Genomic DNA, 13294 nt, shown 5'->3' with positions numbered 1-13294 from the left:
CGGTGAACCCTTTCCTCAGGTCGTGCTCGCGGTACGGCGCTGGACCAGCACGGCGGCGACGATGATCGCGCCCTTGGCGATCTGCTGGACGTCGCTCTGCAGGTTGTTCAGGGCGAAGATGTTGGTGATCGTGGTGAAGATCAGGACGCCGAGGACGGAGCCGGTGATGGTGCCGCGGCCGCCGGTGAGGAGGGTGCCGCCGATGATGGCGGCGGCGATGGCGTCGAGTTCGTAGAGGTTGCCGTTGGTGTTCTGGCCGGAGCCGGACAGGACGATGAGCAGGAAGGCGGCGATGCCGCAGCACAGTCCGGACAGCAGGTAGAGGTAGAGCCGCTGGCGGCGGACGTCGATGCCGGCCAGCCGGGCGGCCTCCGGGTTGCCGCCGACGGCGACCGTGCGGCGGCCGAAGGTGGTGCGGTTGAGCACCAGCCAGCCGATGACCGTGACGACGGCGAACACCATGACCAGCGGCGGGATGCCGAGGACGTAGGCGTCGCGCTCTCCGAGGTCCAGGACCGAGGGCACCGTGACGATCTGCGTCTTGCCGTCGGTGATCTGCAGGGAGAGGCCGCGGGCGGAGGCCAGCATGGCGAGGGTGGCGATGAACGGCACCATCGCGCCGTAGGCGATGAGCACCCCGTTGACCAGCCCGCAGCCGACTCCGACGACGACCGCCGTGAAGAGGATGCCGGCGAAGCCGTACTCCTGGGTGGCGACGGTGGTGGCCCACACCGAGGCGAGGGCGACGATCGCGCCGACCGACAGGTCGATGCCGCCGGAGACGATGACGAACGTCATGCCGACGGTGACGACGCCGATGACGGACGCCTGGGTGAGGACGAGTTGCAGGTTGCGGGTGTCGAGGAACTCGTCGGGTTTGGTGATGCCGCCGATGAGGACCAGCACGGCGAGCACGCCGAGCAGGGAGAGGGTGCGGACGTCGGCACGGGCCATCAGGCCGCGCCAGGCGGGGGGCTGGGCCTGGGGCACCTTGTCGGCGGTGCTGTCCCGGGGCGGGGAGACGGGCTGCGTCATGACGCCGGGCTTCCTTCCATGACCAGGTCGAGTACGCGGTGTTCGTCGAGCTCGCGCGCGGGTGCCGTGTGGACGACCCGGCCCTCGCGCAGCACCAGGACGCGGTCGGCGAGGCCGAGCACCTCGGGCACCTCGCTGGAGACCAGCAGCACCGCGAGGCCCTCGTCGGCGAGGCGGCGGATGACCGCGTAGAGCTCGGCGCGGGCGCCGACGTCGACGCCGCGGGTGGGTTCGTCGAGCAGCAGCACCTTGCAGCCCCGCAGCAGCCAGCGCGCCAGGACGGCCTTCTGCTGGTTGCCGCCGGACAGGGTGCGCACGGGCACCGACGGGTTGTCGGGCCTGAGCGACAGCTCGCGGGTGGCGGCCCGGGCGGCACCGAGTTCGGCGCCCCGGTCGATCCAGCCACCGCGCGCGAAGCGGGACATGGAGGAGACCGAGACGTTGCGGGTGACGGACTCCAGCATCAGCAGGGCCTGTGCCTTGCGTTCCTCGGGCGCGAGCCCGAGCCCGGCCCGGACGGCGGCCCGGACGCTGCCCGGCTTCAAGGGCCTGCCGTCGACCAGCACCTGCCCGGTCGTCGGTTTCCGGGCGCCGTAGACGGTCTCCAGGATCTCGGAGCGGCCCGAGCCGACGAGTCCGGCGAGGCCGACGATCTCACCCGGCCGCACCTCCAGGTCGAGCGTCTCGAACTCGCCCTGGCGGGACAGGTTCCGCACCTTCAGCACGGGCTCCGCGGACGGCGGGGCGACGGGCCGGTCCGGGAAGACGTACTCGACGTTGCGGCCGGTCATCAGGGCGACGACGTCGCGGGTCGGGGTGGACTTCGCGGGGAGCCCGTTCGCCACGGCCCGGCCGTCCTTCAGGACGGTGACCCGGTCGCCGATGCGGCGGATCTCCTCCAGGCGGTGGGAGATGTAGACGACGGCGACCCCGGCGGCGGTCAGGTCGCCGACGATGCGGAAGAGGTTGTCGACCTCGTCCGGGTCGAGGGCGGCGGACGGCTCGTCCATCACGATGAGCCGCACGTCGTGGGAGAGCGCCCGGGCCATGGACACGATCTGCTGCTGCGCGGCCGAGAGCTCCCCGACCAGGCGGCCCGGGTCGATCTCCGCGTGGCCGAGCCGCTTGAGCAGGGCGGCGGTCGACGCCTTGGCCGCCTTGCCCCGCACGACGAAGCCGGCGGTGGTCGGCTCGTGTCCGAGGTGGACGTTCTCGGCCACCGACAGGTGCTCCACCAGGTCGAGTTCCTGGTAGATGGTCGCGATGCCGAGCCGCATGGCGGCGATCGGCGAGCGGAGGGTGACGTCCTCGCCGCGCCAGCGGATGGTGCCGGTGTCGGGCTGGTGGGCGCCGGCCAGGACCTTGATGAGGGTCGACTTGCCGGCGCCGTTCTGGCCGAGCAGGCAGTGCACCTCGCCGGCCACGACGTCGAGGTCGACGCCGTCGAGGGCCCGGACTCCGGGGAACGACTTGGTGATGCCGGACATGCTGAGCAGCGGTGGTTCTGGTGCCATGAGGTCCCCTTGGCGGGCGTGCGGGCCGGTTCAGGGCAGGGCAAAGCTCGGTACCGGGAGCGTGGTGCCGACGTGCTGAAGTGCGCTTAGGCGGGAGAGAACAGGTGGTCGCTGATGAGCCGGGCCGCGCCGATGACGCCGGCGGCGGGTCCCAGTTCCCCCAGGACGATGGGCAGGTTGCCGGTCGCGAGCGGCAGCGACTGGCGGTAGACCTGGGTGCGGATCGCGGCGAGCAGGGTGTGGCCGAGTCCGGTCACCCCGCCGCCGATCACCACCAGGCCCGGGTTAAAAAAGCTGACCAGGCCGGCGATGACCTGGCCGGTGCGGTTGCCGCCCTCGCGGATCAGTTCCAGGGCGGTGGCGTCCCCGGCGGCGGCCGCGGCGGCGACGTCGACGGCGGTCAGTTCGCCGCTCGTCTCCAGCCGTGACGCCAGTTCGGCCGAGAGCCCCTGCTGGGCGGCCTCCAGGGCGTCGCGGGCCAGGGCCGCCCCGCTGAAGTGGGCCTCCAGGCAGCCCCGGTTGCCGCAGGCGCAGGGGCGGCCGTCGGGGACGGCCTGGATGTGCCCGATGTCACCGGCGCTGCCTGTCGTGCCGCGGTAGACCTCACCGCCGACGACGATGCCGCAGCCGATGCCGGTGCCGATCTTGACGCAGAGGAAGTCGGCGACGGTGCGGGCGACGCCCGCGTGCTGCTCTCCCATCGCCATCAGGTTCACGTCGTTGTCGACCATGACCGGGCAGCCGAGTTCCTGGCTGAGCGCCTCCCGCACGGGGAAGCCGTCCCAGCCGGGCATGATCGGCGGTGCGACCGGGACGCCCTCGGGGAAGCGGACCGGGCCCGGGACGCCGATGCCGGCGCCGTCGAACCCCTCCGCGAGCCCGGAGGCCCTCAGCTTCGCGGCCATGGCCAGGACCTGCTCGAAGACCGCGACCGGGCCCTCGCGCACGTCCATGGGGTGGTTGATGTGCCCGAGTGTCTCCAGCTCGGCGTTGGTGACGGCGACGTCGACCGAGGTCGCGCCGATGTCGACGCCGAGGAACCGCAGTTCGGGGTTGAGCCGGATGTTGTGGGAGCGGCGGCCACCGCGCGAGGCGGCGAGTCCGTCGGCCACCACCAGCCCCGTCTCCAGCAGCCGGTCCACCTCCACGGCGAGCTTGGACCGTGAGAGGTCGACCTGGTCGCCCAGCTGGGCGCGGGAGTTGGGGCCACCGTCGCGCAGGAGCTTGAGCAGTCGGGCCTGGTGGGCGTTTGCGGGTCGTGCGGTCATACGTCTCACGAGCCCCTCCCCGCCTCGATCGGCCTGTGCGCGCCGGTTTTCCGCCACCTCGGTGGCGTGCTTTCGGAGGGAACGTAGCAGCGGCTGCCGGGAGTGGGAAGAAGTCGCGCAGGAATTGGCCCCTACTTTTTCCACTCAGAGGACAAAGGTGGGGGCGGAAGTCGCCCCTCCCGGGCGTGCCGGGAGCGCCCGGGGCAGCGAAAAGGGCAGGCCGACGGGGGCCCGGGTGGTGCGGGCCAGGGGGATGTGCCGCCGGTCGGCCGGAGCCTACGAACGCGTTCGCGCGTGGTACGACCGCCGCGTGTGCTCGGTGTGTTCGCGCATCAGCCGGGTCGCCCGCTGCTCGTCGCGGGCGGCGACCGCGGCGATGAGTTCGCGGTGCTCGATCCAGGACTGCTGGCCGCGCTGACGGGCCACCGGGGTGTAGTACCAGCGCACGCGCCGGTCGACCTGGGCGGCGAGTTCGGCGAGGACCGTGTTGCCGGCCAGCTCCATGATCTTGGCGTGGAAGCGCGCGTTCATGGCGACAGCCCCGTCCACGTCGTCGCCCTCCACGGCCTTCTCGCCCTCCGCGCACAGCGCTTCCAGGGTGGCGATGCCGGCGCTGTCTGCGTTGGCCGCGGCGAGGCGGGCCGCCTCGGCCTCCAGGAGTGTGCGGACCGTGAGGAGCTGGTCGGCCTCCTCCTCCGTCGGCTCGTGCACGAACGCGCCCTGGGCGGGCCGCAGATCGACCCAGCCCTCGGTGTTGAGGCGCTGCAGCGCCTCGCGCACCGGCTGCCGGGACACGCCCAGGTGCCCGGCCAGCTCGCTCTCGACCAGATGCTGGCCGGGCTGCAGGGCGCGGGTGGTGATGAGTTCGAGGAGTGCCTCGTAGACGCGGTCGCGCAGCGGACCCGGGCGTTCCAGCTTGGGTACCGCCCCTTGGGGCAGGCCTGTCGACAGCATCGCGGTCCCCCTCCTCGGCAGGGCCGTGCACAGCGCGGCCGACGCCGGTGTCGCCGCAGAGTCAGTATCGATTGTCTTTCGTCTACAGTCTACGGCGCACGGGCGCCAGGGTTCCGGGGAGTTGGCCGCGTCACATCGGCCGCGTCACATCGGCCCCGTCCCGCCCCGCGGAGTCGGCGGGAGTCAGGGGCAGCGCACGACCTGACCCGCGTACGACAGGTTTCCGCCGAAGCCGAACAGCAGGACCGGGTCGCCCGTGGTGATCTCGCCCCGTTGGACCAGCTTGGAGAAGGCCAGCGGGATGCTCGCGGCCGAGGTGTTGCCGGACTCGGTGACATCGCGGGCGACGACGGCGTTGACGGCGCCGATCTTCTCGGCGAGGGGTTCGATGATGCGCAGGTTCGCCTGGTGCAGCACGACCCCGGCGAGGTCCGCGGGCTGAAGTCCGGCCCGCTCGCACGCCCGGCGCGCGATGGGCGGCAGCTGTGTGGTCGCCCAGCGGTAGACGCTCTGCCCTTCCTGCGCGAAGCGCGGCGGGGTGCCCTCGATCCGTACGGCGTTGCCCATCTCGGGCACCGAGCCCCACAGCACGGGACCGATCGCCGGCTCGTCCGCGGCCTCCACCACCGCGGCCCCGGCCCCGTCCCCGACCAGCACGCACGTGGTGCGGTCGTTCCAGTCGGTCACCTCGGACATCTTGTCGGCTCCGATGACCAGCGCCCGGCTGGAACCCCCCGCGCGCACGGCGTGGTCGGCGGTGGCCAGGGCGTGGGTGAAGCCGGCGCACACCACGTTGAGGTCCATGGTGGCGGCCTGCGGGATGCCGAGCCGGGCGGCGACGCGGGCGGCGGTGTTGGGCGAGCGGTCGACGGCGGTGGAGGTGGCGACCAGCACCAGGTCGATGTCGGCCGGGGTCAGCCCGGCGCCCGCGAGGGCCTTGGCGGCGGCGTGCGCGCCCAGTTCGTCGACCGGCTCGTCGGGGCCCGCGATGTGGCGGGTGCGGATGCCCACCCGGCTCCTGATCCACTCGTCAGTGGTGTCCACCAGGCCCGCCAGGTCCTCGTTGGTGAGCACCTTGGCGGGCTGGTAGTGGCCGACGGCGGCGATGCGCGAGCCGTTCATTGGGTGGGTCCCCCTCGTTTCCTTGGGCAGCGGATCCACCAGTGTGATCAGTGACTCGCGGGTACGACGGCAGCCGAGGCGACAGGAAACGGGCGCCCTGGTTGTCGGCTTCCGTCAGGAGCCCGGACGCCCGGGCACCTGTCGAACGGCTACCCGGTGAACAGCTGCGTCGCCTTGCGGACCAGCTCGTACAGCCCGTAGACGAGCGGGCCCCCGACCCACACCCAGGCCAGGGCGATCAGCCACCGCCGGCCGGGGCTAGGCGGGCTCTGACTGCTGTCGCTCGGCATGAGCGGCCTCCCTCGGGGCGGGGACGTGGTGGCGGGGGGCGACGGGGCGGACGAGTTCGTTGGCGACGAAGCCGACGACGAGCAGGCCGATCATGATGACGAACGACAGGCCGTACAGGGACGCGCCGTGCCGGCCCGCCGCCTCCTGCCGGTCGGCGATCCAGTTGACGATGAGCGGCCCGAGCACCCCGGCCGTGGACCAGGCGGTGAGCAGCCGCCCGTGGATGGCCCCGACCTGGTAGGTGCCGAAGAGGTCCTTCAGGTACGCCGGGATCGTCGCGAAGCCGCCGCCGTAGAAGGAGAGGATGACGAGCGCGCACAGGACGAACAGGGGCTTGGAGGAGTCGCCGAACAGGGCGATCAGGGTGTACATGAGCGCGCCGGCGCCGAGGTAGACGCGGTAGATGTTCTTGCGGCCGATGAGGTCGGAGGTCGACGACCAGCCGATGCGCCCGGCCATGTTCGCCGCCGAGAGCAGCGCGACGAAGCCGGCGGCGGCCGTCACCGACACCGGCGTGGAGGTGTCCGCGAAGAAGTCCGTGATCATCGGCGCGGCCTTCTCCAGGATGCCGATGCCGGCGGTGACGTTCGTGCAGAGCACGATCCACAGGAACCAGAACTGGGGGGTGCGGATGGCCTGGTTCGCCGACACCTGCGGGCCGGTGAGGGCTTGCCGCGCGGTTCCCGGTGCCTGCGGGGCATCGCGCGGGACCCTGACCAGCAGCACGCCCAGCAGCATGAAGACGGCGTACGACAGCCCGTGGACGAGGAAGGCCAGCGCGATGCCGGAGCTGTCGGAGCCGAACGACTCCAGCATCCGGGCGCTCCACGGCGAGGCGATGAGCGCGCCGCCGCCGAAGCCCATGATGGCGATGCCGGTGGCCATGCCGGGCCGGTCCGGGAACCACTTGATGAGGGTGGAGACCGGGGAGATGTAGCCGATGCCGAGGCCGATGCCGCCGACGAAGCCGTAGCCGAGGACGATCAGCCAGTACTGCTCCAGGGAGGCGCCGAGCGCGGAGAGCAGGAAACCGGAGGAGAAGCAGACCAGGGCGACGGTCATCGCCCAGCGCGGGCCGTTGCGCTCCACGAGCGTGCCGCCGAAGGCCGCGGACAGGCCCAGCATGACGATGCCCAGCTGGAAGGGCAGCGCGCTCTGCGTGCCGCTGAGCCCGAGCGCGGACTCCAGGGGCGGCTTGAACACGCTCCAGGCGTAGGCCTGGCCGATGGAGAGGTGTACGGACAGAGCGGCGGGCGGGACGAGCCAGCGGCTCCAGCCCACGGGCGCGACGGGGGGACTCATGAACCCCGGACGGTAGGGATCCGTGGGGCGGTTGAGAAGGCGGCGCGTCGACCGTGAGCGGTGAGCGGTATGCGGTCTGCGCCGAACGGTCGGTGCGCGGACCCTTGCCGCCCTAACTTCCATACTGTAGACAATATTTCGTCGACAGAGTCTCGGCAGTTCCTCGGTACCCTCGACCGGACGGAGCTCCCTCGTTATGAAAGTCGCAGTTCTCGGCGCCGGTGCCATCGGCGCCTACGTCGGCGCCGCGCTCCACCGCGCGGGTGCCGACGTGCATCTCATCGCCCGTGGACCGCATCTGGCGGCCATGAGGCAGCACGGAGTCCGGGTGCGCAGCCCGCGCGGCGACTTCACCGCGCACCCGCACGCGACCGACGACCCGGCCGAAGTGGGCCCGGCCGACTACGTGTTCCTGGGCCTGAAGGCCAACGCGTACGCGGCGTGCGGGCCGCTGATCGCGCCCCTGCTGCACGGCACCACGGCCGTCGTGGCGGCCCAGAACGGCATCCCCTGGTGGTACTTCCACCGGCACGGCGGCCCCTTCGACGGCCACCGGATCGAGAGCGTGGACCCGGACGGCGCGGTCAGTGCGGTGCTCGCGCCCGAACGGGCCGTCGGTTGCGTGGTCTACGCGGCGACCGAACTCGAAGGTCCGGGCGTCGTACGGCACTTGGAAGGCACTCGCTTCTCCATCGGCGAGCCCGACCGCAGCCGCTCGGCGCGCTGTCTGCGCTTGGGTGAGGCCATGCAGGCGGGTGGCCTGAAGTGCCCGGTCGAGCCGGACCTGCGCAACGACATCTGGCTCAAGCTGCTCGGCAACATCTCCTTCAACCCGATCAGCGCGCTCGCCCGCGCGACCATGCGGCAGATGTGCCTGCACGGCGGCACCCGCAGGGTCATCGAGATCATGATGACCGAGACCCTCGCCGTCGCCGAGGCCCTGGGCTGCGACGTCGGGGTCTCCATCGAGCGCCGGCTGGCGGGCGCCGAGCGCGTCGGCGACCACCGCACCTCCACGCTCCAGGACCTGGAGCGCGGCAAGCCGCTCGAACTCGACGTGCTGCTCGCGGCCGTCGTCGAACTGGCGGAGATCACCGGCGTGGACGTGCCCACCCTGCGCACCGTGCACGCCATCTCGGACCTGCTCGCGCTGAGGAGCGCCGCATGAGGAGCGTCAGGAGCTTCATATGAGGAAGCGGCAACCGAAGACCTACACCCGGCTGACGCACCCGCTGGTACGCGACTCCCGTGACGAGCCGTTCCGGCGGGCCACCTGGGAGGAGGCGCTGGACCGGGCGGCGAGGGGCCTCGAACGCAACCGCGGCGCGTTCGGCATGTTCTCCTGCGCCCGCGCCACCAACGAAATGAACTACGTGGCGCAGAAGTTCGCCCGGGTCGTCATGGGCACCAACAACGTCGACTCCTGCAACCGCACCTGCCACGCCCCGAGCGTGGCGGGCCTGTCGGCGGCGTTCGGCTCGGGCGGCGGGACGTCGTCGTACGAGGAGATCGAGCACACCGACGTCATCGTGATGTGGGGCTCCAACGCCCGCTTCGCGCACCCGATCTTCTTCCAGCACGTGCTGAAGGGGATCCGGGGCGGGGCCCGGATGTACGCGGTCGATCCGCGCCGCACCTCCACCGCCGAGTGGGCCGAGAGCTGGCTGGGCCTCAACGTGGGCACGGACATCCCGATGGCGCACGCGATCGGCCGCGAGATCATCCACGCCGGGCTCGCCAACGAGGCGTTCGTCGAGCGGGCCACCACCGGCTTCGAGGAGTACAAGGCCCTGGTCGAGCCGTGGACGCTGTCGCTCGCCGAGAAGGTGACCGGCGTCCCGGCGGCCGCCATCAGGGAGCTGGCGCACGCCTACGCCCGGGCCGAGCGCGCCCAGTTGTGCTGGACGCTCGGCATCACCGAGCACCACAACGGCACCGACAACGTCCGTGCCCTGATCAACCTGTCGCTGCTCACCGGGCACGTCGGCCGCTACGGCTCGGGCCTGCAGCCGCTGCGCGGGCAGAACAACGTGCAGGGCGGCGGCGACATGGGCGCGATCCCCAACCGCCTGCCCGGCTTCCAGGACATCCTCGACCCCGGCACGCGGCTGAAGTTCGAGTCGGCCTGGGACACCGTCATCCAGCCCCACTACGGCCTGAACCTCACGGAGATGTTCGAGGCGATGGAGGACGGCAGCCTCAAGGCCGTCTACTGCATCGGCGAGAACCCGGCCCAGTCGGAGGCCGACAGCGAACAGGCCGTGCGGCGGCTGAGGGCGCTCGACTTCCTGGTCGTGCAGGACATCTTCCTGACCAGGACGGCCGAGCTGGCGGACGTCGTCCTGCCCGCCACGGCCGGCTGGGCGGAGACCGAGGGCACCACCACCAACAGCGAGCGACGGGTCCAGCGCGTCCGCAGGGCCGTCACCCCGCCCGGCGAGGCACGCGAGGACATCGACATCCTCTGCGACCTCGCCGCCCGCCTCGGCCACGCCTGGAAGTACGCCGACGCCGAGACCGTGTGGAACGAGCTGCGGTCGGTCTCGCCCGACCACTACGGCATGACGTACGAGCGGCTGGCGGAGCACCAGGGCATCCAGTGGCCCTGCCCCAGCACCGACGGACTCGAACCGACGTATCTGCACGGCCGGTTGTGGGACCCCGACCCCGCCCGGCGCGGACGGCTCGCGCCGTTCGGGATCGTGCAGCACGACCCGCCCGTGGACCTCACCGACGAGCGCTACCCGATCCGGCTCACCACCGGGCGGCGGCTGGACTCGTACAACACCGGCGTGCAGAGCGGCGGTTACGCCTCGCCGCTGCGCCGCGGCGAGTACATCGAGCTGTCCCCGGAGGACGCGGAGCGCTACGGGGTCGTGGTCGGTGAGCAGGTGCGGGTGACCTCGCGGCGCGGGTCGGTGACCGCGCCCGTGTGGGTGGACCCCGCACTGCGGCCCGGGCTCGCCTTCATGACCATGCACTTCCCGGACGAGGTGGACACCAACGCGCTGACGATCGAGGCGAACTGCCCGATCGCCGGGACGGCGGAGTTCAAGGCGTCGGCGATCCGGATCGAGAAGCTGCCCATCGCGACCATCGTGGGGTGACGCACCGTGGACCTGCACTTCGGCGACAGCAAACCGACGGACGAGGAACGGGCCGCCGTGGACGCCCTGCTCGGGCTTCCGGAGTCTTCCTGGGAGGGCGCCGCCCGCGATGAGATGCGGGCCGCCGATCTGAGGTGGGCCCGGGGCGGACGCGAGGCCCGGGACCGCCGCGACCTGCTGTTGCCGGGGCTGCACGCCATCAACGACCGGGTCGGGTGGATCAGCGACGGCGCCCTGGACTACCTGTGCCGGCGGCTGACGGTGCCACCGGCGGAGGCGTACGGGGTCGCCACCTTCTACGCCCTGTTCTCCGTCAAGCCGCGCCCGGTGACCGTGCTGCACGTGTGCACGGACCTGGCGTGCGCGGCGGCCGGGGCGCCTGGGCTGTGTGCGGGGATCGAGGAGCGGCTGGGCCCGAGCAGCGGGGTGAGCGTGCAGCGCAGCCCGTGCCTGGGGCTGTGCGAACGCGCCCCGGCGGCACTCGCGATCAAGGCCGGTGACCCGGTCCGTACGGCGGTGTCGGCGCCGGCGACCGTCGGGGGGGCCGTGCTCGCCGCGAGCGCCCCCGACTCGGCGCCGGAGGAGCCCCCGGCCGCGTCGGCGGTGCCGCAGGCCGGGCAGGAGGGTCTGATGCTGCTGCACCGGGTCGGCGTGGTCGACCCGGCGTCGCTCGACGACTACCGCGCCCACGGCGGCTACACCGCCCTGCGCCGGGCCTTCGAGCTCGGTCCGGCGGGGGTCGTCCGCGAGGTGACCGACTCGGGCCTGGTCGGGCGCGGCGGCGCCGCCTTCCCCACCGGACGCAAGTGGCAGGCCACCGCGTCCCAGCCGGACCACCCGCACTACCTCGTCTGCAACGCCGACGAGTCGGAGCCGGGCACCTTCAAGGACCGGGTGCTGATGGAGGGCGACCCGTACGCGCTGGTCGAGGCGATGACGATCGCCGGGTACGCCACCGGCGCCCACCGGGGCTACCTGTACCTGCGCGGCGAGTACCCGCGCGCCCTGCGCCGGCTGGAGCACGCTATCGCGCAGGCCCGTGCACGGGGACTCCTCGGCGACGACGTCCTCGGCCAGGGGTACGCCTTCGACATCGAGATCCGGCGTGGCGCGGGCGCCTACATCTGCGGTGAGGAGACGGCCCTGTTCAACTCCATCGAGGGCTACCGGGGCGAGCCCCGCTCGAAGCCCCCGTTCCCGGTGGAGAAGGGCCTGTTCGGCAAGCCGACGGTCGAGAACAACGTCGAGACGCTGGTCAACGTCCTGCCGATCCTGACGATAGGCGCCCCGGCGTACGCGGCGATCGGCACCGGGCGGTCCACCGGGCCCAAGCTGTTCTGCGTGTCCGGGACCGTGGAGCGGCCCGGTGTCTACGAGCTGCCGTTCGGCGCCACCCTGGGCGAGCTGCTCACGCTGGCCGGGGTGCGGGAGGGTTTGCGGGCGGTGCTGCTCGGCGGGGCGGCGGGCGGCTTCGTCCGGGCCGACGAGCTGGACATCCCGCTCACCTTCGAGGGCACGCGCGAGGCCGGCACGACCCTGGGCTCGGGGGTCGTGATGGCCTTCGACGGCAGCGTGCCCCTGCCCCGGCTGCTGCTGCGCATCGCCGAGTTCTTCCGCGACGAGTCGTGCGGGCAGTGCGTGCCCTGCCGGGTCGGGACCGTGCGGCAGGGGGAGGCGCTGCACCGGATCGCGGAGCGCACGGGCGCCGCCGCCGCGGGTGACATCGCCCTGCTCAGGGAGGTCGGCCGCGCCATGCGGGACGCCTCCATCTGCGGTCTGGGACAGACCGCGTGGAACGCCGTGGAATCCGCCATCGACCGTCTGGGGGCGTACGAATGACCGTCACACCGCTGGGGATCCCGCGCCGGCTGCTGGAGTTCACCCTCGACGGCGAACCCGTCCGGGTCCCCGAGGGCACGACGATCCTCGACGCCTGCCGGGCCGCGGGCAAGGACGTCCCCACCCTGTGCGAGGGCGACACGCTGCGGCCGAAGAACGCCTGCCGGGTCTGTGTCGTGGAGGTCGAGGGGGCGCGCACCCTGGCCCCGGCCTGCTCCCGCAGGGCCGAGCCGGGTATGGAGGTGCGCACCGACACCGAGCGGGCCCGGCACAGCCGGAAGATCGTCCTGGAGCTGCTGGCGTCCTCCGTCGACCTGTCGACCACGCCCCGGGTCGCCGAGTGGCTCAAGGAGTACGAGGCGAAGCCGGACCGCTTCGGCCCGGACGCGGCCCGGCTGAACGAGGAGCCGCGGATCGACAACGACCTCTACGTGCGCGACTACGACAAGTGCATCCTCTGCTACAAGTGCGTCGACGCCTGCGGCGACCAGTGGCAGAACACCTTCGCGATCTCGGTCGCCGGGCGGGGTTTCGACGCCCGGATCGCCGTGGAGCACGACGCCCCGCTGACCGACTCGGCGTGTGTGTACTGCGGGAACTGCATCGAGGTGTGCCCCACGGGCGCGCTGTCCTTCAAGTCCGAGTTCGACATGCGCGCTGCGGGTACCTGGGACGAGTCGAGACAGACGGAGACGACCACGGTGTGCGCGTACTGCGGAGTGGGCTGCAACCTGACGCTGCACGTGCAGGACAATGAGATCGTCAAGGTCACCTCGCCGCACGACAACCCGGTGACCCACGGCAATCTCTGCATCAAGGGCCGCTTCGGCTACCAGCACGTACAGAACCGGGACTGATCAGG

General features: G+C 71.9%; 11 protein-coding genes. 4 read left to right on the top strand and 7 right to left on the bottom strand.

From position 1 onward, the window contains the following. Positions 1-15: 15 nt before the first annotated feature. The 7 genes from ABTZ58_RS27365 to ABTZ58_RS27335 all read right to left on the bottom strand — a co-directional run bounded on the left by ABTZ58_RS27365 (position 16) and on the right by ABTZ58_RS27335 (position 7486). Positions 16-1035 carry an ABC transporter permease gene (locus ABTZ58_RS27365; protein WP_351361942.1) on the bottom strand — a complete coding sequence of 340 codons (1020 nt, stop codon included), beginning with the start codon at positions 1033-1035 and terminating at the stop codon, positions 16-18. Then, positions 1032-2549: a sugar ABC transporter ATP-binding protein gene (locus ABTZ58_RS27360; RefSeq protein WP_351361939.1), complete on the bottom strand. Its 1518-nt coding sequence runs from the start codon at positions 2547-2549 to the stop codon at positions 1032-1034. The genes ABTZ58_RS27365 and ABTZ58_RS27360 overlap by 4 nt, the downstream gene beginning before the upstream one ends. An 86-nt stretch (positions 2550-2635) precedes the next feature. Next, a complete protein-coding gene (locus ABTZ58_RS27355) occupies positions 2636-3817 on the bottom strand; it encodes an ROK family transcriptional regulator (RefSeq protein ID WP_351361936.1) in 1182 nt (393 codons plus the stop codon). A 276-nt stretch (positions 3818-4093) separates the two neighbouring features. Continuing rightward, complete coding sequence (locus tag ABTZ58_RS27350) at positions 4094-4771, bottom strand: GntR family transcriptional regulator (RefSeq protein WP_351361933.1); 678 nt, start codon at positions 4769-4771, stop codon at positions 4094-4096. A 183-nt stretch (positions 4772-4954) separates the two neighbouring features. After that, positions 4955-5893: a beta-ketoacyl-ACP synthase III gene (locus ABTZ58_RS27345; protein WP_351361930.1), complete on the bottom strand. Its 939-nt coding sequence runs from the start codon at positions 5891-5893 to the stop codon at positions 4955-4957. Between the two features lie 149 nt (positions 5894-6042). Further along, on the bottom strand, positions 6043-6183 hold the full coding sequence (locus tag ABTZ58_RS27340; protein ID WP_351361927.1) for an MFS transporter small subunit: 141 nt from the start codon (positions 6181-6183) through the stop codon (positions 6043-6045). After that, the gene (locus tag ABTZ58_RS27335) at positions 6152-7486 is read right to left on the bottom strand and encodes an OFA family MFS transporter (RefSeq protein WP_351361924.1); all 1335 of its coding nucleotides are present in this window, start codon (positions 7484-7486) and stop codon (positions 6152-6154) included. The genes ABTZ58_RS27340 and ABTZ58_RS27335 overlap by 32 nt, the downstream gene beginning before the upstream one ends. 196 nt (positions 7487-7682) lie before the next feature. Between ABTZ58_RS27335 and ABTZ58_RS27330 the strand changes: the two genes are divergently transcribed. Genes ABTZ58_RS27330 through ABTZ58_RS27315 form a run of 4 tightly spaced genes read left to right on the top strand, consistent with a single transcriptional unit; the run spans position 7683 to position 13289 of the window. Next, positions 7683-8654, top strand: a complete 972-nt coding sequence (locus ABTZ58_RS27330) for a 2-dehydropantoate 2-reductase (protein WP_351361921.1) — start codon at positions 7683-7685, stop codon at positions 8652-8654. Between the two features lie 19 nt (positions 8655-8673). Next, complete coding sequence (locus ABTZ58_RS27325) at positions 8674-10593, top strand: molybdopterin oxidoreductase family protein (protein ID WP_351361919.1); 1920 nt, start codon at positions 8674-8676, stop codon at positions 10591-10593. 6 nt (positions 10594-10599) lie between these two features. Continuing rightward, positions 10600-12432, top strand: a complete 1833-nt coding sequence (locus ABTZ58_RS27320; protein ID WP_351361916.1) for an NADH-ubiquinone oxidoreductase-F iron-sulfur binding region domain-containing protein — start codon at positions 10600-10602, stop codon at positions 12430-12432. Further along, on the top strand, positions 12429-13289 hold the full coding sequence (locus ABTZ58_RS27315; protein WP_351361913.1) for a 2Fe-2S iron-sulfur cluster-binding protein: 861 nt from the start codon (positions 12429-12431) through the stop codon (positions 13287-13289). The genes ABTZ58_RS27320 and ABTZ58_RS27315 overlap by 4 nt, the downstream gene beginning before the upstream one ends. The last annotated feature ends 5 nt before the right edge of the window (positions 13290-13294 follow it).

The sequence above is a fragment of the Streptomyces sp. NPDC094143 genome (assembly GCF_040303825.1).
In the GTDB taxonomy this organism is placed as follows: Bacteria; Actinomycetota; Actinomycetes; order Streptomycetales; family Streptomycetaceae; genus Streptomyces.
Note: the sequence above shows the minus strand (reverse complement) of the source record. Positions and strands in the feature narration are given on the sequence as shown.